Raw genomic sequence first — 21,701 nt, 5'->3', positions numbered from 1 at the left:
AAACAGCTGTCGGGGCTACCAGCACAGGCCAGACTTTGACAGTTGATTTTACTCTTCGTCCTGCATCAGCCGAAACCATTTCTGCCGGCGTTCAGTTTGCAGATGGCGTCGTTTACGAAGCCAGGCGCGACGGCGCTCCTTTGAGACCAGGCGTTTCATTTTTCGCATCACGGCTCCTCATCGCCACTGCCTTCTGCCGGCAGCGCAATTTCAAGTGGCTGCGCGGGGATCCGGCCCCGCTCATCTAACCAGACCAAAGTATCATAATACCTGCGGATATTACCTACATAACGCACCGGCTCATCACCGCGGGCGAAGCCATAGCGGGTCTGCCGATAATATTTTTTCTGACGTAATAAGGGTAGTCGTTTTCTGACGTCTATCCAGCGATCGGGGTCAGCCCCCTGCCGCTCGGTGAGAACGCGGGCGTCTTCGAGATGGCCCAGCCCGATATTATAGGCAGCCAGCGCGAACCAGGTACTGTCCGGTTCCGGTATGCGCGCGGGAATGCGATCCAGCATCTGTTCCAGATAACGCGCGCCACCACGGATACTCTGGTCGGGGTCGAGACGACTATCTACCCCCATGGCTGCCGCTGTGGGCAGCGTTAACATCATCATGCCGCGCACGCCGGTTGGCGATAGCGCCTGCGGATCCCATAAGCTTTCCTGATAACTTATAGCCGCCAGCAAGCGCCAGTCAAGGTTGCCAGCATGTTCCTGAAACAGTGCGCGGTAATCGGGTAGCTTAGTTTCGACCGCTTGAATAAATAAACTGGTATCGACATAGTTAAAATGGCTCACGTGTCCGAAGTGTCTGTCCAGCAATTGTTCAAGCTGGCCGTCGCTGCGAAGCTCGCCAAAAAAGTCGATGACTTCGCTATAAAGCGAACCGTCACGTCCCGGCGCCAACATCCAGCTGATATCCAGGTTTTCACGAACGGTAAAGGCGACGCTCAGGTCAGGGTAGTAACGTCGGTGAATGTCGAGAATATTACTGTCGGCAATAGTGAAAGCGATTTCGCCCTCAACCACCTGGCGCAGTAACTCACTGGTGTCCTGTTCGTCGGTGGCACGCCACTGCAGTTCAGGATAATCGGCGCGGTGAGTTAACAACCAGTCGTGGTGGCTGCTACCCGCTACCACCACCAACTCGCCATCAAGTTCTTCTAAGGATCGGGGACGTTCACGCGAGCCCTGGCGGAAAACCACCCGCTGGGCTATTTCCTGATACGGCGGACCAAACCGGTAGAGTTCGTCCCGCTGCGGCGTGCGATCAAGCCCGGCAGCAACCAGATCCACTTCGCTTTGGTCCAGGAGAGTAAACAGCGATCCAATGCTGTAACGCGGTACCATCACCAGCTGAACACCAAGCTGGTCGGCAAACGTCTCGGCGAGTACATATTCAAGACCGGCTTCAGACTCGCGCCCGTGATAGTAAGTGGTTGGCCCTACCAAAGTGCCAACCCGCAATACGCCGCGCTGCTGAATGGAATCAAGGTGATTCGGTTGTGGCTCGGGCGCGCAACCTGCCAGCAGAGCAAAAACTGCTAAGAGGCTAAGCCAGCGCGCCACGAGGGCTATTCCCATTCAATAGTGGCTGGCGGTTTGCCGGAGATGTCATAGACCACACGTGAGATACCGTCGATTTCATTGATGATCCGGTTCGATACTTTTTCCAGAAGCTCATAAGGCAAGTGTGCCCAGCGAGCTGTCATGAAGTCAATGGTTTCTACCGCACGCAGCGCAATTACCCAGTCGTATTTACGGGCATCACCCATTACACCAACCGAACGCACCGGCAGGAACACCGCAAACGCCTGGCTTACTTCGTGATAAAGCCCGGCCGCGCGCAGCTCGCTGATAAAAATATGATCCGCACGACGGAGTAAATCGCAGTATTCTTTTTTCACTTCGGCCAATACCCGCACACCCAAGCCCGGACCCGGGAAAGGGTGCCGGTATAGCATGTCGTAGGGCAGACCAAGCTCAAGACCAATCTTGCGAACTTCGTCTTTAAAGAGTTCACGTAAGGGTTCGACCAGCTTCAGCTTCATATCAGCTGGCAAGCCGCCAACGTTATGGTGCGATTTAATGACATGAGCTTTACCGGTTTTTGACCCGGCTGACTCAATCACGTCAGGGTAAATGGTGCCCTGTGCCAGCCAGCTGACATCGGTAATACGACTGGCTTCTTCGTCAAAAATATCGACGAATACGCCACCAATGATTTTCCGCTTGGCTTCCGGCTCAGGTTCGCCGGCCAGCGCATCCAGGAAACGATCTTCTGCGGCAACGTGAACGATGTTAAGTCCGTAGTGATCACCGAACATTTCCAGTACCTGCTCGGCTTCGTTAAGACGCAACAGACCGTTGTCCACAAACACGCAGGTTAACTGGTCGCCAATCGCGCGGTGCAGCAGCATGGCGGTAACTGAACTGTCCACGCCGCCGGAAAGCCCCAGAACCACCCGGCCTGAACCAACCTGTTCGCGAATGCGCTCGACCGCGTCTTCAATGATATGTGCGGGCGTCCAGTTGGTTTCACAACCGCAAATCTCCACCACGAAATGTTCAAGAATCCGCTTGCCCTGACGGGTATGGGTCACTTCCGGATGGAACTGAACACCATAGAAGTTGCGCTGTTCGTCGGCCATAGCGGCAATCGGACAGGTTGGCGTCTGGGCCACAGTGGTAAAGCCTTCAGGCTTCTCAATTACTTTGTCGCCGTGGCTCATCCATACGTCAAGAACCGGATTGCCATTCCGATTGATGCTGTCTTCTATATTGTGAAATAAAGGCGAATCAGTGATGCGCTCAACCTGGGCATAACCGAATTCACGCTCAAGCGAACCCTGTACTTTACCGCCGAGCTGCGCTGCCATGGTCTGCATGCCGTAACAGACCCCAAAAACAGGCACGCCGGCCTTAAAGACATACTCAGGAGCCCGCGGCGAGCCTGCCAGCGTGACCGATTCCGGACCGCCGGACAGAATGATACCGTTCGGGTTAAAGTCTTTTATATCCTGCTCTTCAACATCCCAGGCCCAGAGTTCGCAGTACACGCCGATTTCACGGATGCGCCGCGCGATCAGCTGAGTGTATTGAGAACCAAAATCTAAAATCAATATGCGATGTGCATGAATATCTTGCATGTCGGCTTAGCCCATCCGGTAGTTAGGTGCTTCTTTAGTGATTTGCACGTCGTGTACATGAGACTCACCCATGCCCGCCGCGGTGACTTTGACAAACTGCGGCTTGGTGCGCATTTCTTTGATGGTTGCACAGCCGGTTAACCCCATGGCTGAGCGCAGTCCGCCCATTTGCTGATGAATAATCGCCGCGACCGGGCCTTTATAGGCAACCCGACCTTCAATACCTTCAGGTACCAGCTTGTCAGCTTCATTTGTAGCCTGGAAATAACGGTCGGATGAGCCATGCCGCTGATTCATCGCGCCGAGGCTACCCATACCGCGGTATGACTTGTAATAGCGGCCCTGATACAGTTCAACTTCCCCCGGGGACTCTTCGGTACCAGCCAGCATGCTGCCCACCATTACGCAGTCTGCACCGGCGGCGATGGCTTTTGCGATATCACCTGAGAAACGGATACCGCCATCTGCGATAACCGGAATATTAGTGCCCTTCAGGGCATCCACGGCGTCGCTGATTGCGGTGATTTGCGGAACGCCGCAACCGGTCACAATACGGGTGGTACAGATAGAGCCCGGACCGATACCCACTTTCACTGCATCTACACCAGCGTCAGCCAACGCTTTGGCACCAGCGCCTGTAGCAACGTTGCCGGCAATAATCTGTAAATCAGGATAGCTCTTACGGGCCCATATTACCCGGTCGAGCACGCCCTGCGAGTGACCATGAGAGGTGTCTATCAGTAGCACATCAACGCCCGCTTCAACCAGCGCATCGATACGCTCATCGGTACCCGGGCCAACACCCACTGCCGCGCCAACACGCAAGCGACCTAATTCATCTTTACAGGCGTTTGGTTTATTTTCCGCTTTGGTGAAATCTTTCAGGGTGATCATGCCGCGCAGATGGAATTTATCGTCCACCACCAGAATCTTCTCAATCCGGTGCTCGTGCATCAGGCCTAGAATTTCCTCGCTGCCCGCATTTTCCTTAACGGTGATTAAGCGGTCTTTGGCTGTCATCAGGCTGCCGACCTGTTTGCTGTCGTCGCGCTCAGCACGGGTATCGCGGCCGGTGATGATTCCCACCAGCTCACCGTTGGGCTCGACTACCGGAAACCCGTGGAAGCCATGCTCCATTGCCAGGCTGCGAATTTCGCCAAGAGTGGTTTGCGGAGATACAGTTACCGGATCGGATACGACGCCACTTTCGTATTTTTTAACGCGACGAACATGAGCAGCTTGTTCCGTGATCGTCATATTTTTATGAATAAAGCCAAGCCCGCCTTCCTGCGCCAGCGCAATGGCCGAATTGGCTTCCGTGACTGTATCCATGGCAGCCGATACCATCGGGATATTTAGTTCAATAGTCCGCGTCAGCCGGGTTTTTAAATCCGCTGTATGGGGCAAAACGGTAGAGTGACCGGGGACGAGCAGAACGTCGTCAAAGGTAAGTGCTTCTTGGGCAATTCGTAGCATGGCAACATCTCACTAGCTGGCTTTATGTTGCGGGCAGATTTTACTCCTAAACAGCTTTTCAGTAAACTGATTTTTTACTTTTCCATAGGGTCAGCCGAATGCAACAACCGCATGTTTTTAGCGTGGCCTCGCTTAATGCCGAGGTACGACAGGTTCTGGAGCAGGGGTTCGGCTCGATCTGGCTGGTTGGCGAAATTTCTAACTTCGCCGCACCCGGGTCCGGACACTGGTACTTTACCCTTAAAGATGAGCGGGCCCAGATAAAAGCCGCTATGTTCCGCAACGCCAACCAGCGGGTAAAGATAAAACCTCAGCATGGTATGCAAGTGCTGGTGCGGGCCAAACTCACAGTTTATGAACCCCGCGGCGATTACCAGCTTATTATCGAGCATATGGAAGATGCCGGCGCTGGTCTGTTGCAGCAGCGTTACGAGCAGCTTAAACAAAAGCTGCAGCTCGCCGGGCTTTTTGAGCCGGCGCTCAAACAGGAATTGCCCAAGACTATCCGCAAAGTCGGCGTCATCACCTCTCCTACTGGTGCCGCCGTGCGTGACATCCTGGCGGTGCTACGGCGCCGTGATCCGGCAATAGAAGTCATTATTTATCCCAGTTCAGTACAGGGGCAAGCTGCCACCGGCGAGCTCCTCCATATGTTGCAACGCGCAATTAGCCGTAACGAAGTTGACGTGCTGATTCTGGCTCGCGGTGGTGGCTCGCTTGAAGACCTCTGGTGTTTTAACGATGAGCAGCTTGCCTATGCCCTGCATAGCTGCCCGCTGCCCACTATCAGTGCTGTAGGTCACGAAACCGATTTCACTATTTGTGATTATGTCGCTGACATCAGGGCACCGACACCATCGGCGGCAGCTGAGCTGATCAGCCGTGACCAGCGTGAAAATTTGCAGCGCATTACCCATTTGCAACACCGCCTGAATCAGCTGTGGCTGCGGCAGCAGCGGCAACTGCAACAGCGACTCATCTATCTGCAGGGCCGGCTGCAACAGCAGGACCCGCACCGTCAGTTACAACAAAATGGCCAGCGCCTGGATGAACTCGAATTACGGATTGAAGGCGCCATGAAACGCATACTGGAGCAGCGTAAACGCCTGCAGGCCCATCAGCAGCAGCGCCTGCTCACTATTCATCCGCACCGCCGGATGCCGGTGGCGCAACAACAACTGAGCCAGGTAAAACAACGGTTGCAGCAAGCAATGATTACCCTGGTTAAAGAGCAGCGCCAGCGCTTTCGCGCCACCAGTCAGGAACTTCACCTGGTGAGCCCGTTGCAAACTATCGAGCGGGGCTATGCGGTGGTACGTACTGAAAACGGAAAGGTGATTCGCGACCCGGCAGAGCTTGCCGACGGGCAGGGATTCAGTGTGCGGGTTGCGAAAGGCGAATTTGCCGCTAAGAAATCCGGTTAAGCAGCGCTTAACCACTGCAGCAGCCAGTACCACAGCGGCAGCGTGACAAAACAGCTAATTACGCCGTAGCCAACAATAGCCGCCGACAAAGTCGGCGCCAGACCCGCCATTATCGCCAGCGCGCCGGCTGAGATCATCGCCGGCATGGCCGCTTCCATAATCGTCACCTTCACCACCAGCTGATCAATACCAAAGCTATAGAGTACGCCCACCGCTACCAGCGGAGTAAGCACTAACTTAATCAGCAGTGCCAGGTACAGGGGTTTGCGATCTTCCTGCGGCAACCGTAGTTTCAGCTGAAAACCAACCGCCACCATAATCACCGGCACCAGCGTCACTGCCAGCGAATCGATAAAAGTATCCAATAATTCGGGATAGCTTACCGAGCGCAATGCCAGAGCTATCAGCAGCGCTATGAACGGTGGAAACCGGACAATGCGCATAACCAGAGCTTTCGCTGAAGGCTTAGCCACCTGCCCGTCTGCATGTCGCGAGTAGATGGCGGCGATAATGCTGGCATAAATCGACAGAATTAAAAACGAGCCTAACTGATCATAAAGCAAGGCGTAAGGAATACCCGCGGAGCCGAAAAAGGCTTCGATCATCGGAAAACCAACAAAAGAAGTATTGCCCAGCGGTACCACGATCAACATAGCTCCGGTGGTCGCACGCGACCAGTTATAGCGGCGCGATAACCAGAGAACAAACGGGACCGTCAGCAATAGTAACAGCCAGGGCGTTATCGCTGGCAGTAGCAATTCGGAAGACAGTTCTAACAGGGGGATTTTTTGCAGGATAACAGCCGGTAACGCGACGTAAATGACGTAGGCATTAAGCACCTGACCGGTATTCTGGGGAAACTGCCGGCTACGCTGCAGCAATAAGCCAATAACTAAATAGCCGGCAATCAGAAAAAAATTCGCCATATTTCATCTGTTTTATGAAGTATGGCGATAGTCTACTCTGTTCGCATTAATACTTAAAACTTATGTTCCAGGCCGATCGCGAAGTAGCGCTGTTCAACGTTGATGTTGTCCAGATCACGGCCCGTATACCAACCAAATACTTTGGTATTTTTGCCCAGTTTATAATCGACACCAGCAGCAATCGAGTTCTCATCACCGTCGGTAAAGTCCATCATCTGATACTGAACTTTATAGGTGAAATTACCAACCGGATGTTTCGCACTAACAACATAACCGTCAGCTTCAGCGGTGCCGTCAACTTCTTCCTGTTGCTGCCAGATCAGGCCCAATACGGTTTTGTTAACACGGGTCGATGCGGCAAAACGCTCGGTATTATAGCCATCCACTTCAGCGTCCATAGCCGCGCCGAGGTAAAAATCAGTGCGCTTTAATTCATCATCACCATAGGTAACCGCAAAGGACACACCGTCATCAATCATATCGTCTTCACTGAAGATATAGCTTGCCGCGATACGGAACTCATTAAAGCCCGGTGAGTAGTAAGAAACAGTATTGCTGGTCCGATTTTCACCTTCAAAGATCGCCTTGATATCACCTTCGTAATCACTAAACAGGTCGATGTCGCCTTGCAGAGTTTTTAATACGGTGTCGCGGCGTCCTACAGTAACTTCACCGAAGTTACCACTCAGACCCACGTATTGATTACGGGAAGTGATATTGTTGCTTTTACCGAGGTCGGCTACATCAACCTGCCACTCAAGTTTGTAGACAACTTTCAGGTCAGAGCTAAGTTGTGCATCACCCTTCACTCCGATGCGTGAGGCGTTGCTTTTCAACTCGCCTTCGCTACCCTCGCCATCGTCGCTGCTTTGCACGGACAGGTTAAGTTTGCCGTAAAAGTCGAAAGAGAACTTTTCGTCTTCAGCTGCATTAGCGGTGGCGGTCATCGCCAACGCAGACACCGCCAGCGGGATAAATAAGTTTTTAGTCGTAAAAGTTGCCATAAATTTCACCATCCGATTATCAGGTTCAAGTCGGTTAAGAGCAGGACCCGCCCTCCTCTATGGTTGGTTATAGTATGGCACTAATATGACAGTTTCATGACTAAATGAACTTTTTCTCATTCACTTTTAATCTGGCGCGTCATTTCACGCATATCCAGACCGCTTGGGTGCTGGAATACGCGCAGGCCAAATTCCGGCAGAATCGACAATAAATGATCAAAAATATCCGACTGGATACCCTCATACTCGGCCCAGACCACTGTATTGGTAAAGCAATATATTTCCAGCGGCAGACCATCTGAGGTAGGTTCCAGCTGGCGGACCATCAGGGTCATTTCCTGATGAACTCGGGGGTGATTACTTAAATATTCTCTGATATAAGCGCGAAAAGAGCCTATATTCGAGATTCGCCGCGTATTAACCGGCTCTTTACCAGCTTCTTCAAGTTGTTGGTTCCATTTGTCTATTTCTTCCTGCTTGCCTTTCAGATAGCTCCTTAGCAACCGAAAACGATACAGGGACTTGCGCTCTTCCTCGCTCAGAAAATGAACGCTTTGCTGATCCAGCCACAACGAACGTTTTATCCGGCGTCCGCCGGATTGCTGCATGCCGCGCCAGTTCTTAAAGGAATCAGAAATAAAGCGCTTGGTCGGAATAAAGGTGATGGTTTTATCCCAATTCTGGACTTTGACGGTATGCAGAGCGATGTCGATCACTTCACCGTCAGCATTCAGATTAGGCATTTCAATCCAGTCACCGACGCGGATAATATCGTGTGAAGAAATTTGAATGCTGGCAACCAGCGATAACAAGGTGTCCTGGAACACCAGCATAAGTACCGCCGCCATAGCACCCAGGCCAGACAGCAGAATTACCGGAGAGCGATCGATCAGCGCAGCAATGACCAGAATTGCAGTGATGACATAGATGGCGATTTTTACCACCTGTATGTAGCCCTTTATCGGCCGTTCATGCGCATCCGGCCGCCGTTCATATATGGTGTTGATAACCGTAAGTACACCACTTAGCCCGCGGGCTATGGTAACCACGATAAATGCCTTGCAAACATTGTTAACAACGATGACGACTTCTTCGGCGAGGTGAGGCACAGAAAAGATGCCATAAGCAATGACCAGGGCCGGTACTACATTAGCAAAACGCGCAACGATATTGCGCTCAATCATCTTCACATCAGGCCCGGCCGGCGTATATGTCAGCCCCGTAAGCACACCGCGGAGTAAGATCTTTTTGACACCAAAATTAGCCAGCCACGATCCTACCAACAGAAAGGTAAGATAAGTCAGGGTTTCAATATCGGGATGCTGTTGCAACCAGCTCTGTAGCGCCTCAAATTCTTCCTGCATGACGTTCCTGTTGTGGCATTCGTTGTTGGTAGCCGAGATTAAGCTTTTGATAATACCTGTTAAGTTAGCATTATAACCGCATAAAATATAATAACGAGCCTAGTGATAGCCGTCCTTCTCAAAATACTCCCGAGGTTGCGCTCCGGCCCTGATTGCTTTAATTTGATGCAAAATAAATTTGAGCGCTTACATGTCTACGTCCAGCATCTCCAAGTCACTTTTAACCAGTGTGCTGTCGGTATATTTTTTACTGACTTTGCTGGTGACTTGTGTGCAGGTGGTCGCTGAGTATTACGATACCAAGGGCATGTTGGTACAAGAGCTGCAGAACCAGCAGAGCACGGTAAGCGACTCGCTGGCACGCTCACTGTGGGAGTTTAACTCACCGCAGGTTGAAGCAACCGCCGAGGGCCTAATCAATATTTCAGCTATCGCTGGGGTTATTGTGCGGGACGATACCGGCGCGGTATTGATTAACCTCGGCGATACCCTGCCGATCTCCGAGTTGCCCGTAAAGCCAGCCGAAAATTTCACCATCAGCGAACGTAATGGCCTGTTTGGCTATTTTTCGACGCTGATTTTTGAATTCTCCGGTAATTCTACGATGGTCGGCGATATTACGCTGTTTTCTACCCGTGACATTGCTATTGACCGCATCAAGATAAGCCTCTACTTCATCATTGGTAACGCCGTTATTAAGAGTCTTTTTCTGATTCTGTTATTCAGCCTGGCCTTTAACCGGATGCTAAATCGCCCGATGCACGATCTAACTAACCAGATCAGGAACTTTCGACTGGATGATTTGAAACACTCACGCCTGGATCTTAAAGACCAGCGCAACACCGAGTTCTTAATGGTGGAACAAGCCTATAATCAGTTGCTTGATAATCTCGAAGACTATCAGGATGACTTGCAACGCACCCAGCAGCAGTTGCTACAGGCTAACCGGCAACTGGATGAGCAGAATGCGATGCTGGAACAGGAAGTAGCCCGCAAGACCTCAAGTCTGAGTCAGGTGTTGGTGGATCTTGAACGGCGGAAAAATGAACTCGAACTGCGCCAGGAAAAACTGGAACGCGAGATCCGGCAGCGCCAGTTGATTGAACAGGATTTGCGCGATACCAATACCCGCCTGCAAAACTCCTTTACGGCACTTGAGCGAGCGCAATACCAGTTGCTGGAGTCGGAAAAAATGGCATCACTAGGTGGCCTGGTGGCGGGTATCACGCACGATGTGAACACACCAATTGGCATCAGTATTACAGCCGCCAGCTTTATCCGTGAACGCATCACTAAACTGGAACAGGCGCTAACCGATAAAAGTCTCACCCAGGCACAGCTACAGGAGTTCCTGAGCACCGGTAACGAAGGCCTCGAGCTGCTCGAAAATAATCTCAGCCGGGCCTCGGATCTGATCGGCAGTTTTAAACAGGTTGCCGTGGATCAGACTTCAGAGGCTATACGTGATATCAATCTCAAAAAATACCTGCAGGATGTTATTCAGGCGCTCCGCCCGCGACTGAAAAACACCCAGCATGAAATTAGCCTGGAATGCGCCGACGATTTGAATATTCGCTGCCCGGCAGGTGCTCTTGCGCAAATATTCACCAACCTCATTTTAAATTCATTAATTCATGGTTTTGAAGACACCACTCAGGGTAAAATTGCCATCACGATTACCCGGGAGCAGGAACAGCTGGCTATCACCTATTCTGATAACGGTAAGGGCCTGACTGCGGAACAAATGGATCATCTGTTCGATCCGTTCTTCACCACCAAGCGCCAGCAGGGCGGCAGCGGCCTGGGTACACATATTATTCGTAACCTGGTCAGCCAGACGCTGAACGGTGAAATTGAAGCCGACAGCGCTCCCGGCCGGGGTCTGACCTATCATTTCCGGATACCGGTTATCTTTTTATAAGTAAGCACTCAGCAAGGATTTTTTCATGTGGTTTCGTAATCTGCGCATTTATACGCTCGCTGAAGATTTTGCCATGCCTGCCGATTTGGAGCAGGCTCTCAGCGCCTATCAGTTCACGCCATGTGGCCGCCAGGAACTGGCCAGCTTCGGCTGGACATCACCGTTCGGCCAGCAAAGCGAGGTCCTTTACCATCAGATCGGTGACAATTACCTGTTCTGCGCCCGCAAAGAAGAGAAAGTACTGCCATCCAGTGTTGTTAATGCGCAACTGGATGAGCAACTGCAGCAAATTGAAAGTGAGCAGGGCCGCCGCGTGGCTGGTAAAGAAAAGCAGGCACTCAAAGAAGATCTGGTGCACCGCTTACTGCCACAAGCCTTTACCCGCTTTAAATTAACCTGGGGCATGATCAGCCTGAAACAGCGAATTGTCGTTGTTGATGCGTCGGCCGGGAATCGCGCGGAAGATTTTCTGGGGCTGATGCGCAGCAGCTTCGGCTCGCTGCCGGTTAAGCCACTGTTTAATGAGCAACCATCTGAAGTTTATTTTACTGAGTGGCTGCGCGCTTCGCAGGTACCGGGCGATTTTGAATTTGGCACTGAGGTTGAACTGCGTGATACCGACGACGAAGGCGGTATTGTCCGCTGTCGGCAACACGATCTGACCAGCACAGAAATTGACACCCACCTGCAGCATGGCAAACAAGCGACTAAACTTGGTCTGGAGTGGCGTGAGCGCATTAGCTTTGTGCTTGAGCATGACCTGGCGGTTAAGCGTTTCAAGGCCACAGACATGCTGCTGGATGAGCAGGACAAACTGGTCGATGCCTCAGCAGAAGACAAAATCGACGCCGACTTCGCCCTCTTTAGCGGTGAAATCAATGAATTCTATCCGGCGCTGGTCAGTTTATTTAAAAGCTAAAAGAGCGTAAATTGATATCCATTGCTTAAGCGCTTCTTTTAAACCCGAACAACAGACTGAACAACAGGTGAGCCATGAAGACAAAAATAAATCGGATCAGCACAGCCATTATGGTGGTTTCTTCAGTTTTATTAGCCGCATGTGGACCGCAGATTAACGAAGATGCTATTGATGAGCCGCTACCACAACTCGAGCTGGTTGAAGGCGCCGAGGCGCGTCTGAGCATTTATACGCCGGTTACTCTTACTGCCGACTTATCCCATCTGTCGAACCGTCAGCACCATGCGATCGAGCTGCTCATTGAAGCCTCTCAGATTATGGATGAGTTGTTTTGGCACCAGGCTTACCCGGGCGAAAAAGAAGCCTTGCTAAACAGTCTGGGTGACCCTTTAGTGCGTCAGTTCGCGGACATTAACTATGGCCCATGGGATCGCCTGAACAATAACGAACCGTTTCTGGTGGGTGTCGGGCCGAAGCCGCCAGGCGCCAACTTCTACCCAGCTGACATGACTCGGGAAGAATTTGAAGCCGCTGACTTTCCCGGCAAAATTGATCTTTACACCCTGGTGCGGCGGGATGCCGAAGGCAAGCTCTATAGCGTTGCATACAATGTCGCTTATGCCGCGCAGCTCAAGCGCGCCGCCGAGCTACTGCGGGAAGCTGCCGAGTTCGTTGAAGATGAGTCTTTTGCGAGTTACCTGCGGTTGCGGGCCGACGCCTTCATCAGTAATGAATACCAGCCATCCGACATGGCGTGGATGGACATGACCACCAATGAACTTGATGTGGTTATCGGTCCGATTGAAACCTACGAAGATAAGCTGTTCGGTTATCGTGCCGGCTTTGAATCTTATGTATTGGTGAAAGATATGGCCTGGAGTGAGCGGCTGGCCCGCTACGCCCAGTACCTGCCGCAATTACAGCGTAATTTACCGGTCCCTGAAAAATACAAACAGGAAGTGCCGGGCTCAGGTGCGCAGTTGAACGCCTATGAGGTGGTCTACTACGCCGGCCATTCGAACGCCGGCAGTAAGACCATTGCGATCAACCTGCCAAACGATGAACAAGTGCAACTGGAAAAAGGCACCCGTCGGCTGCAGCTTAAAAATGCCATGCGCGCTAAATTTGACGAGATCCTGCTGCCTATATCCGAGCTCCTGATTGTTCCAGAGCAGCGCCAATACATTACCTTTGACGCGTTTTTTGCCAACACCATGTTCCACGAAGTAGCTCATGGTCTGGGCATTAAAAACCTGGTTGACGGTGACGGCACTGTGCGCGAGGCGCTGAAAGAGAAAGCCGGGGCCCTGGAAGAAGGCAAAGCCGATATTCTCGGGCTTTACATGGTCACTGAGCTGCTTGAACAGGGCGTGATCAATGAAGGTCAGCTGGAAGATTATTACACCACCTTCCTGGCCGGTATCTTCCGCTCGGTGCGCTTTGGCGCTTCCAGCGCCCATGGCCAGGCCAACATGATCCGCTTTAACTACTTTGAGCAGGCCGGAGCCTTCAGCCGCAATGAACTCGGCCAGTATTCAGTCAATATGGATGCCATGCGCACCGCCATGAATAACTTGTCCGAGCACATCCTTACCCTGCAGGGCGATGGTGACTATCAGGGCGTTACCAAGCTTTTCGACACCATGGGCGGCGTCAGCCCGCAGCTACAGGCCGACCTTGATCGGCTGTCCGATGCTGCTATACCTGTCGACATTACCTTTAAACAAGGCAAAGAGGTGCTCGGGCTGTAAAGCAGCCGGCACCTTGCCAGAATATGTAACTATAGGAACGCATAATGACCCCGGACTGGGAAGAACTGGAACTTGACGAAGAATTAATTCAGGTACTGCTGGGCGCCGAGCTGAATAAGCCCGCTAAAGTGCAGCAGGCGGTAATTCCGGCGGCGCTGGACGGACAGGATCTGCTGGTGACTTCACCAACAGGTACCGGAAAAACTTTGTCCTTTTTGCTACCAGCCTTGCAGCATTTGCGCGATTTCCCGCGCCGTCAGCCGGGCCCGGCACGGGTTCTGATTCTGGCCCCAACCCGGGAGCTGGCGCAGCAGATTGCTGAACAAGCCGATGCGTTTGAAGAAACCACCGGCCTACGCACCGTGCTTATAACTGGCGGTGTTAACTATGGCAGTCAGCACGAACAACTGGAAAAGAGCCATGATATTCTGGTTTCCACTCCAGGGCGTCTGGTTGATTTACTCGGCGCCGATCGGGTCGAACTTGACCTAATCGAATGGCTGATTATTGATGAAGCCGATCGCATGCTCGATATGGGCTTTGCCAATACTGTGAAGTCTATTGCTGATGCGGCGCGTAACTTACAGCAGTCGCTGCTATTCTCAGCCACGCTTGATAGCGTTGGTGTGCGGCGCTTCTCTGCCGAGTTGCAGAAAGAGCCACAGCACATTCTGATCGAGCCGCCCAAACGTGAGAAAGGCAAAATCCTGCAGCGCTGGTACCAGGCTGATACCGCCCAGCACAAATTTCAGCTGTTATTGCGGTTACTGCAGGATCACCCGGGCCGTCGGGTGATTTTTGTGCGTACCCGCGAGAAAGTGGATGAGCTGGCAGGTCGCCTGCAACAAGCCGGCGTGCTGAACCTCACCTTACGTGGAGACATGCCGCAGAGTGACCGACAGAAGATTATCGCGCGTATGGAGAAATTCGATAACAGCACCCTGATCGCCACCGATGTAGCAGCCCGCGGCCTGGATATTGAAGATATTGAGCTGGTCGTGAATTATGATTTACCAAAGCAGGCTGATGTCTATTTGCATCGTATCGGTCGTACCGGCCGGGCGGGTAAATCAGGTATTGCGGTCGCGCTGGTAGAAGCCCATGATGCTGAGCTTCTGCGCCGCATCGAGCGCTACCAGAAAATCAAGATAGAGCGGCGCGTCTATGACGAATTGCGGCCACAATATAAGTTCCCGGAAGTGGTAAAACGTAAGAAAAAACCTAAGACCAAAGCTAAAACCAAAAGCAAAAAGAGCAAATAGTTTAGCTTCTGGCTTTTACCTTGCGCCGCTGGTAACGCCACCAGACCAGCAAATAATAGGCTGCCGCGCCCGCGGCATCTGCAAGTAGATCGCCCATACTGGCCTGCCGGTATGGGAGCAGGTTCTGCACATATTCAATTGCCAGCCCGTAGGCCGTCAGAATTATCAACGCGACCCAAAACGGGATCGGAAAGGCCCGGTGGAAGGTTAGTGCCAGAATGAAAAACGCGCCAAAATGCACGACTTTATCCGCATGTTCAAAACGCGGCAGATCGCCCGATGAGAAACGCATCAAAAATATCGCTGAGAGCCCGATCAGCACCAGTAAAAACAATAATCGGGCGGTATTTTTCTTGGTCATGTACAGATCCTTCTGAATGCGGCTTCATCCTGACCACATCAGTATCTTTTTGGGTTTAATCACATTTTCTTTGGGTTATAAACCGCCACGTTCCGGAACCCCTGTTCTTGCAGGTATAACGCCTGAATCTGACTCATTACCCCTCTATCACAGTACAACAAATAGGTGGTGTCCGGATCAAGTTCAGTAAATTTCGAGGCCAGCCGGAAAAAAGGGATATGCATAACCGGGGCGCCCAGCTCTTCAGCGCTTAACGGCGCCAACTCCTGAACATCATTGGCGCGAATATCCAGCACCGTCATATTGTTACCAAGTTCTGAAATCGTCGCGACCGATTCGACCCGCGCAGCCGCTGCTTCCCCAATGTCGCGCACGTCAACAACATTGGCCGCCGACACCTGCTGCTCAATCAACCGCGAATCAAGCTGAGCTTCAGCCGCAGCAATAGCCCCCCGGTCAGCTTTGACCGTCGGCTTAACAGAAATCACGCCGCAATATTCTGGCATACTTCTGGCAATATCTGCGGTACCAATTTGTTGCGCAATGTTAATGATGTCCTGCTTGTCCATCACAATCAACGGCCGTAGTACCAGTTTCCGGGTTGCCTCATCAATCACGCTCAGATTGCTTAAGGTCTGGCTGGATACCTGCCCTAAGGCCTCACCGGTAACAATGGCCGCAGTATTGAGGCGGTCGGCCACGATTTCGGCGGCGCGCAGCATTTGCCGCTTTAACACCACGCCCATCAAGCCATTATCGACGCGCTCAAGAATCTCCGTTACTACCGGGGCAAAATCGATACTAATAAATTTCAACGGATGGGAGCTGGCATACTGCTGCCATAAATAATAAGCCGTCTGCTGCACACCGGTTTCGTGCTGATCACCCCCCAGATTAAAAAAGCAAAAATGGGTACGGGCACCGCGACGTAATAACTGAAAGCTTGCCACACTCGAATCAAAACCGCCGGACAGCAGGCTCAGTACGGTTTCCTGAGTCGGTAGCGGAAAGCCACCGATACCGGGTTGCTTGTCTTCAAACACTCGCACCACCTGCCGGTCTACTTCAATGCGGACTTCGGTATCGGGGCGGCGCAAATTTACGCGGGCATTATCTACATGCGCCAACAGCCCGCCGCCAATATAGCGCTCCAAATCCTGTGAGCTAAAACTATGCTGGCCTTTACGCTTTACCCGCACCGCAAAGCTGCGTCCTGTCAGGCGTTGCTGCCAGCAGCTTAGTACTTGCTCGAGAATCGGGCCGAAATCGGCTTCGCCTGCTTGCTCGGCCAGTGCTAACTCATGAGAACGGCTGAACCAGGCGATGCCGGGAATGCGCATGAGTTCATCGCTGATTTTGTCAGCTAACTCTGGCGTATTTTCAGCACTCGTTAAGTCAATGCGATCCCAATGCCAGCTTACTGTGACAGGCAGCTGCTTGCGGCTCAATATGTTTTTAAGGTTATTTACCAATACTTTGCCAAAGCGCTTACGAACGCTATCACTTTTAATGGTAATTTCAGCATGTAGCCGGATAATAAATTTCATCGGTGGTGGCTGTTCCAATCCTAAAAAGTGGCGCATTATACCTGATTTGACCACGCATCGGAATCAGGGTAACTTGTGCGGCTGACGAACTCATAGGTGGATTTATGGCTGATTTAACCTTCGAGCAAGCAATGCAGCAACTGGAAGAAATTGTCGTCCAGTTGGAGCAAGGCGAGCTACCGCTTGAGCAAGCACTGGAAAAATTTGAAAAAGCAGTGAGTTTATCCCGCATTAGCCAGAACAAATTACAGCAGGCCGAACAGAAGGTAAGCAAACTTCTGCAACAGCAAGGCGGTGAAGCTGAAGAAGCTTTAGTTCCTTTCGATAATCAGCCCGATAATCAAGAGGATGATGCGTGAAGCTAGCCGCTTTGCTCAATGATTGCCAGCACGAGATCAATGGATTTTTAACAGAGATCATTGCGGCGAGACAAGCGCCCTCTTCCCGGTTAAATAAGGCCATGCACTATGCTTTAGTGCTTGGCGGTAAACGGGTACGGCCGTTCCTGACCCTGCAAATCGCACAGCTATGCGGCGCTCCTCCGGCGCTGGCTCGTCGGGCCGCCGCTGCAGTAGAAGCAATCCATGCGTATTCCCTTATCCATGATGATTTACCGGCTATGGACGACGACGTTTTGCGTCGCGGCCAGCCAAGCTGCCATATAGCTTTTGATGAAGCAACGGCGATATTAGCCGGCGACGCCTTACAGGCGCTCGCTTTCGAGCTGCTGAGCCAGCCCGAGCCACAGGTCAATGCCGCGCAGCAACTGGCGATGGTGCAATGTCTGGCGATAGCAAGTGGCGATAAAGGCATGTGCGGCGGTCAGGCCCTCGATCTGGAAGCAACCGCGCGACAACTGACGCAGACCCAGCTCGAGCAGGTTCACCAGCACAAAACCGGCGCCCTTATCCGGGCCGCAGCAAAACTCGGCGTACTGGCCGGCAGTGTAGAGGCGCAGCGCTATCTGGCGGACTTCGATGCTTACGCTGCGCACCTCGGCCTGGCATTTCAGGTGCAGGACGACATTCTTGACGTAACCGGCAGCACAGAAGCGCTGGGAAAAACCCAGGGCAGTGATATTAACGCCAATAAAGCGACCTATGTCCAACTGTTAGGGCTGGACGGCGCTCGCGCTGAAGTAAACGCATTACACCAGAAAGCGCTTCATGCCCTTGGCAGAATCCCTTACAATACTCTGGTATTAGAAAAACTTGCAGAATCGCTGCTGACCCGGGATTATTAACACCATGTCTTCTTCGCGTAGTAACCAGCCAGCTTCCTTTCCGCTGCTGAATAACATTGAGCTTCCCGCCGACCTGCGCCGCCTGACCGAGCGCCAGTTGCCACAATTATGTGGTGAGGTGCGTGAGTTCCTGCTTAACTCAGTGAGCCGCAGCAGTGGCCACCTGGCGTCAGGGCTGGGAACCGTTGAACTGACCGTCGCACTGCATTATGTTTATGCCACCCCCTATGACCAGTTGGTTTGGGATGTCGGGCATCAGGCTTATCCGCATAAGATTCTCACCGGGCGTAAAGAACAGCTGCATACGATTCGCCAGAAAGACGGCCTGCACCCCTTCCCGTGGCGTGAAGAAAGTGACTACGACACGCTATGTGTCGGTCATTCAAGTACCTCCATCAGCGCGGCGCTGGGCATGGCGATTGCAGCAGAGCGTAATCAGACCCAGCAGAAAGTTGTCGCTATTATTGGTGACGGCGCGCTGACCGCTGGCATGGCCTTTGAGGCGCTTAACCATGCCGGTGATATCAGTCCGGATATGCTGGTTATCCTGAACGACAATGACATGTCGATTTCAGAGAATGTTGGTGCCCTGAATAATCATTTAGCCCGGGTGCTATCAGGTAAGTTCTATACATCTATCCGCGAAAGCAGCAAAAAGCTGCTGCAGGGCATGCCGGGGATTCAGCATCTGGCCAGCCGTGCTGAAGAACACATGAAAGGTATTGTCGCCCCCGGAATTATCTTTGAAGAATTGGGCTTTAATTACATTGGCCCGATCGACGGCCATGACGTGAACCTGCTGGTTGATACCTTACGCAATATGCGCAGCCTCAAGGGTCCGCAATTTCTGCATGTAGTTACCCGCAAAGGTAAAGGCTACGAACCCGCCGAGAAAGATCCAATTGGCTACCATGGTGTGCCCAAGTTCGATCCAACTCTGACCTCGCTGCCTTCCAAACCGGCGTTGACACCGTCTTACTCTCAGGTATTCGGTGCCTGGCTATGTGAGATGGCGCAGCAGGACCCAAAACTGATGGCGGTCACCCCTGCCATGCGGGAAGGATCAGGCATGGTGGAGTTTTCGCAGAAGTTTCCTGAGCAATATTTTGATGTCGCCATTGCTGAGCAGCACGCGGTTACTTTCGGTGCCGGCCTGGCCATCGGTGGTTACCATCCGGTAGTCGCCATTTATTCGACCTTCCTGCAACGCGCCTACGATCAGCTGATTCACGACGTGGCGCTGCAGAACCTGCCGGTACTATTTGCTATCGACCGGGCCGGTGTAGTCGGTGCCGATGGCCCGACCCATCAGGGCGCCTTCGATCTGAGTTACCTGCGGTGTGTACCGAATATGGTGGTTATGACACCCAGTGATGAAAACGAATGCCGGAATATGCTCTATACCGGCCATTTGCTGCAACAACCGGCGGCGGTGCGTTATCCGCGTGGTAACGGCACTGGCTGTCAGTTTGACCAGCAAATGCAGCAGTTAGAGATCGGCAAAGGACGCATACTGCGCAAAGGCAAAAGTGTTGCGATACTGAATTTCGGTACCTTGCTCAACGAAGTCAACGAGTGCGCTGGTGAGCTTGATGCTACTGTCGCTGACATGCGTTTTGTGAAACCGCTGGATACCGCTTTAATTGACGAGCTGGCTGCTGATCATGAGCTGTTGGTGACGGTTGAAGAGAATGTTACCGCAGGTGGCGCAGGCAGTGCCGTTGGTGAGTACTTACAAAGCAAAAACAGCGCAGTTAAGCTCCTGATAATTGGTTTGCCCGACAGCTTTATCAAGCATGGCGGCCAAGATGAAATCCGTCAAGAACTGCAACTGGACGCTGCCGGTTTAACCCAGCAGATTAATGACCGAATAGCCACCATGAAGTAACAGAGCACTGGCCAGGCCGGCGATCAGGTCGTCGGCCATAATGCCAAAGCCGCCATGCAGATTTCTGTCACACCAGCCGATCGGCCCGGGTTTGACCACATCAAAAAAGCGAAACAATACAAAAGCGATAAGTAGGTTGTACCAGGTAAAGGGTACAGCGAACATAGCAATCATAAAGCCCGCAATTTCATCCCAGACAATCGCCGGATGGTCATCTTCTCCCATAGCTCTGGCGGTATAGCCACAAAGCCAGATACCGGCGATACAGGCCACTACCGTAACAATTCCGTAAACCGACAAACCCGCTTGTTGCAGTAACCAGCACAGGGGAATCGCGGCGGCGGTACCGAATGTGCCCGGAGCTTTGGGGGCAAGCCCGCTCCCAAAGCCCAGCGAGAGCAGATGAAAAGGGTTTAGCAGCAGGCGGTAATAGCGGTTTTCAGACATGGCGAACCACCCTATTTGCGCTCACTGAAATGCTGAAAGCCGTTACTTTTGTCGGGCAACTCCCAGGGCTCGCCATCAAGTTCCAGTTTGAGCTTACCGGATTCGTTATTGATGCGGCCAATACAAATCGGCTTGGTCGGGCTATGGGCAATTAAGGTATCAAAAACACCGCGCCGCGATTCGGGCACCGTAAAGCAGAGTTCGTAGTCATCGCCACTTACCAGCGCCAGTGTCAGCGCCTGCTCCTGGCTCACGCTTTCAGTCAGGGGCAAGGATAACGGCACCGCTTCGAGAGAAACCCGGGCACCGACACCCGATGCTTTAAGAATGTGGCCCAAATCCGCTGCCAGACCGTCAGAGATATCGATGGCACTACTGGCTATACCGCGTAGCGACTGGCCCAATGCCACTCGTGGCGACGGAAAGTACAGCCGATCAGTAACGCGTTTATAGTGTTCATCAGTGAGTTTAGCTTTCTGCTGCCGTGCCGCCAACGCCAGGCCAGCATCACCCAGGGGGCCACTGAGGTAAATCCAGTCGCCGGGGCGGGCGCCACTGCGCTTTAACGCGCTGTCTGCCGGCACCACACCATGAGCTGTTACGGTAAGGCTTAATGGCCCCTGGGTGGTATCGCCGCCAATTAGCTGGCAGCCATAGTAGTCACATATCTCGCGCAGGCCGACGGCAAAATCCTCCAGCCAGTCGTGATCAACTTGCGGCAGGGTAATCGCCAGACTAATCCAGGTGGGCTCTGCACCCATAGCGGCAAGGTCGCTGAGGTTCACAGCGATGATTTTGTGCCCTACGGCGCGGGCGGGGGTATCACTGTCAAAGTGGACATCAGCGACCATGGTATCGGTCACGATAACCAGTTCGCTGTGCTCGGGCAAGCTCACTACCGCACCGTCATCACCAACTCCCACAGCCACATCATGACGCTTGGTGGAGCGTTGGGTAAAATAGGTATCGATTAAATCGAATTCGCCAAAAGCCATAACCAATGAGTGCGCTGGC

18 protein-coding genes are annotated in these 21,701 nt (G+C 52.5%); 8 read left to right on the top strand and 10 right to left on the bottom strand.

Annotation, left to right across the window (positions count from 1 at the left end; genetic code table 11):
• Positions 1 to 167: 167 nt before the first annotated feature.
• From mltF to guaB, 3 genes are read right to left on the bottom strand one after another with little or no spacing between them, the layout of a single operon-like run.
• Positions 168 to 1,589: a membrane-bound lytic murein transglycosylase MltF gene (mltF, locus tag R3196_RS04130; protein WP_318935387.1), complete on the bottom strand. Its 1,422-nt coding sequence runs from the start codon at positions 1,587 to 1,589 to the stop codon at positions 168 to 170.
• Positions 1,580 to 3,154, bottom strand: coding sequence for a glutamine-hydrolyzing GMP synthase (gene guaA, locus R3196_RS04125; RefSeq protein WP_318935386.1), 1,575 nt, complete (start codon positions 3,152 to 3,154; stop codon positions 1,580 to 1,582). Before guaA ends, mltF begins: the two co-directional genes overlap by 10 nt.
• Before the next feature lie 6 nt (positions 3,155 to 3,160).
• Positions 3,161 to 4,630 carry an IMP dehydrogenase gene (gene guaB, locus R3196_RS04120; RefSeq protein WP_318935385.1) on the bottom strand — a complete coding sequence of 490 codons (1,470 nt, stop codon included), beginning with the start codon at positions 4,628 to 4,630 and terminating at the stop codon, positions 3,161 to 3,163.
• A gap of 98 nt (positions 4,631 to 4,728) precedes the next feature.
• Between guaB and xseA the strand changes: the two genes are divergently transcribed.
• Entirely contained in the window at positions 4,729 to 6,054 is a 1,326-nt protein-coding gene (gene xseA / locus R3196_RS04115; protein WP_318935384.1) for an exodeoxyribonuclease VII large subunit, read from the top strand.
• Here xseA and R3196_RS04110 read toward each other — a convergent pair.
• The 3 genes from R3196_RS04110 to R3196_RS04100 all read right to left on the bottom strand — a co-directional run bounded on the left by R3196_RS04110 (position 6,051) and on the right by R3196_RS04100 (position 9,348).
• On the bottom strand, positions 6,051 to 6,980 hold the full coding sequence (locus tag R3196_RS04110; RefSeq protein WP_318935383.1) for an AEC family transporter: 930 nt from the start codon (positions 6,978 to 6,980) through the stop codon (positions 6,051 to 6,053). The genes xseA and R3196_RS04110 overlap by 4 nt on opposite strands.
• A 53-nt stretch (positions 6,981 to 7,033) precedes the next feature.
• Complete coding sequence (locus tag R3196_RS04105; protein WP_318935382.1) at positions 7,034 to 7,984, bottom strand: porin; 951 nt, start codon at positions 7,982 to 7,984, stop codon at positions 7,034 to 7,036.
• A 116-nt stretch (positions 7,985 to 8,100) separates the two neighbouring features.
• The gene (locus R3196_RS04100) at positions 8,101 to 9,348 is read right to left on the bottom strand and encodes a mechanosensitive ion channel family protein (RefSeq protein WP_318935381.1); all 1,248 of its coding nucleotides are present in this window, start codon (positions 9,346 to 9,348) and stop codon (positions 8,101 to 8,103) included.
• A 190-nt stretch (positions 9,349 to 9,538) separates the two neighbouring features.
• Here R3196_RS04100 and R3196_RS04095 point away from each other — a divergent pair, with 190 nt between their 5' ends.
• The 4 genes from R3196_RS04095 (at position 9,539) to srmB (ending at position 15,201) form a co-directional block, all read left to right on the top strand.
• Entirely contained in the window at positions 9,539 to 11,269 is a 1,731-nt protein-coding gene (locus tag R3196_RS04095; RefSeq protein WP_318935380.1) for a sensor histidine kinase, read from the top strand.
• A 25-nt stretch (positions 11,270 to 11,294) separates the two neighbouring features.
• Positions 11,295 to 12,188 (top strand): recombination-associated protein RdgC, encoded by an 894-nt coding sequence (gene rdgC, locus R3196_RS04090; protein ID WP_318935379.1) that lies wholly within the window; start codon positions 11,295 to 11,297, stop codon positions 12,186 to 12,188.
• A 74-nt stretch (positions 12,189 to 12,262) separates the two neighbouring features.
• Positions 12,263 to 13,939, top strand: a complete 1,677-nt coding sequence (locus R3196_RS04085; protein ID WP_318935378.1) for a dipeptidyl-peptidase 3 family protein — start codon at positions 12,263 to 12,265, stop codon at positions 13,937 to 13,939.
• A gap of 44 nt (positions 13,940 to 13,983) precedes the next feature.
• Positions 13,984 to 15,201, top strand: coding sequence for an ATP-dependent RNA helicase SrmB (srmB, locus tag R3196_RS04080; RefSeq protein ID WP_318935377.1), 1,218 nt, complete (start codon positions 13,984 to 13,986; stop codon positions 15,199 to 15,201).
• Position 15,202: 1 nt separating this feature from the next.
• On the opposite strand, the gene R3196_RS04075 is transcribed toward srmB, so the two are convergent.
• Positions 15,203 to 15,562, bottom strand: coding sequence for a VanZ family protein (locus R3196_RS04075; protein WP_318935376.1), 360 nt, complete (start codon positions 15,560 to 15,562; stop codon positions 15,203 to 15,205).
• A gap of 59 nt (positions 15,563 to 15,621) precedes the next feature.
• Positions 15,622 to 17,109, bottom strand: a complete 1,488-nt coding sequence (gene thiI / locus R3196_RS04070) for a tRNA uracil 4-sulfurtransferase ThiI (RefSeq protein WP_318935375.1) — start codon at positions 17,107 to 17,109, stop codon at positions 15,622 to 15,624.
• 104 nt (positions 17,110 to 17,213) lie between these two features.
• Here thiI and R3196_RS04065 point away from each other — a divergent pair, with 104 nt between their 5' ends.
• The 3 genes from R3196_RS04065 to dxs are packed head-to-tail and all read left to right on the top strand — an operon-like array spanning position 17,214 to position 20,240.
• On the top strand, positions 17,214 to 17,468 hold the full coding sequence (locus R3196_RS04065; protein WP_318935374.1) for an exodeoxyribonuclease VII small subunit: 255 nt from the start codon (positions 17,214 to 17,216) through the stop codon (positions 17,466 to 17,468).
• Complete coding sequence (locus tag R3196_RS04060) at positions 17,465 to 18,352, top strand: farnesyl diphosphate synthase (protein WP_318935373.1); 888 nt, start codon at positions 17,465 to 17,467, stop codon at positions 18,350 to 18,352. Before R3196_RS04065 ends, R3196_RS04060 begins: the two co-directional genes overlap by 4 nt.
• Before the next feature lie 4 nt (positions 18,353 to 18,356).
• Positions 18,357 to 20,240, top strand: a complete 1,884-nt coding sequence (dxs, locus tag R3196_RS04055; protein WP_318935372.1) for a 1-deoxy-D-xylulose-5-phosphate synthase — start codon at positions 18,357 to 18,359, stop codon at positions 20,238 to 20,240.
• Here the strand turns inward: dxs and R3196_RS04050 are convergent.
• Together R3196_RS04050 and thiL are read right to left on the bottom strand one after the other, a co-directional pair.
• Positions 20,199 to 20,687: a phosphatidylglycerophosphatase A gene (locus R3196_RS04050; protein WP_318935371.1), complete on the bottom strand. Its 489-nt coding sequence runs from the start codon at positions 20,685 to 20,687 to the stop codon at positions 20,199 to 20,201. The genes dxs and R3196_RS04050 overlap by 42 nt on opposite strands.
• Positions 20,688 to 20,698: 11 nt before the next feature.
• Complete coding sequence (gene thiL / locus R3196_RS04045; RefSeq protein WP_318935370.1) at positions 20,699 to 21,682, bottom strand: thiamine-phosphate kinase; 984 nt, start codon at positions 21,680 to 21,682, stop codon at positions 20,699 to 20,701.
• Positions 21,683 to 21,701: the final 19 nt, after the last annotated feature.

Source organism: Pseudidiomarina sp., assembly GCF_033722695.1.
Classification (GTDB): domain Bacteria; phylum Pseudomonadota; class Gammaproteobacteria; order Enterobacterales; family Alteromonadaceae; genus Pseudidiomarina.
The sequence above is the reverse complement of the archived record's forward strand: the minus strand, read 5'-3'. Positions and strand labels throughout refer to the sequence as shown.

Excerpts from the sequence above, each read along its gene's own strand:
- R3196_RS04065 (WP_318935374.1), top strand. The coding sequence starts at position 17,214 with ATGGCTGATTTAACCTTCGAGCAAGCAATGCAGCAACTGGAAGAAATT.
- srmB (WP_318935377.1), top strand. The coding sequence starts at position 13,984 with ATGACCCCGGACTGGGAAGAACTGGAACTTGACGAAGAATTAATTCAG.
- R3196_RS04085 (WP_318935378.1), top strand. The coding sequence starts at position 12,263 with ATGAAGACAAAAATAAATCGGATCAGCACAGCCATTATGGTGGTTTCT.
- R3196_RS04095 (WP_318935380.1), top strand. The coding sequence starts at position 9,539 with ATGTCTACGTCCAGCATCTCCAAGTCACTTTTAACCAGTGTGCTGTCG.
- R3196_RS04105 (WP_318935382.1), bottom strand. The coding sequence starts at position 7,984 with ATGGCAACTTTTACGACTAAAAACTTATTTATCCCGCTGGCGGTGTCT.
- R3196_RS04100 (WP_318935381.1), bottom strand. The coding sequence starts at position 9,348 with ATGCAGGAAGAATTTGAGGCGCTACAGAGCTGGTTGCAACAGCATCCC.
- thiL (WP_318935370.1), bottom strand. The coding sequence starts at position 21,682 with ATGGCTTTTGGCGAATTCGATTTAATCGATACCTATTTTACCCAACGC.
- R3196_RS04110 (WP_318935383.1), bottom strand. The coding sequence starts at position 6,980 with ATGGCGAATTTTTTTCTGATTGCCGGCTATTTAGTTATTGGCTTATTG.
- mltF (WP_318935387.1), bottom strand. The coding sequence starts at position 1,589 with ATGGGAATAGCCCTCGTGGCGCGCTGGCTTAGCCTCTTAGCAGTTTTT.
- thiI (WP_318935375.1), bottom strand. The coding sequence starts at position 17,109 with ATGAAATTTATTATCCGGCTACATGCTGAAATTACCATTAAAAGTGAT.
- guaB (WP_318935385.1), bottom strand. The coding sequence starts at position 4,630 with ATGCTACGAATTGCCCAAGAAGCACTTACCTTTGACGACGTTCTGCTC.
- R3196_RS04050 (WP_318935371.1), bottom strand. The coding sequence starts at position 20,687 with ATGTCTGAAAACCGCTATTACCGCCTGCTGCTAAACCCTTTTCATCTG.
- xseA (WP_318935384.1), top strand. The coding sequence starts at position 4,729 with ATGCAACAACCGCATGTTTTTAGCGTGGCCTCGCTTAATGCCGAGGTA.
- R3196_RS04075 (WP_318935376.1), bottom strand. The coding sequence starts at position 15,562 with ATGACCAAGAAAAATACCGCCCGATTATTGTTTTTACTGGTGCTGATC.
- dxs (WP_318935372.1), top strand. The coding sequence starts at position 18,357 with ATGTCTTCTTCGCGTAGTAACCAGCCAGCTTCCTTTCCGCTGCTGAAT.
- guaA (WP_318935386.1), bottom strand. The coding sequence starts at position 3,154 with ATGCAAGATATTCATGCACATCGCATATTGATTTTAGATTTTGGTTCT.
- rdgC (WP_318935379.1), top strand. The coding sequence starts at position 11,295 with ATGTGGTTTCGTAATCTGCGCATTTATACGCTCGCTGAAGATTTTGCC.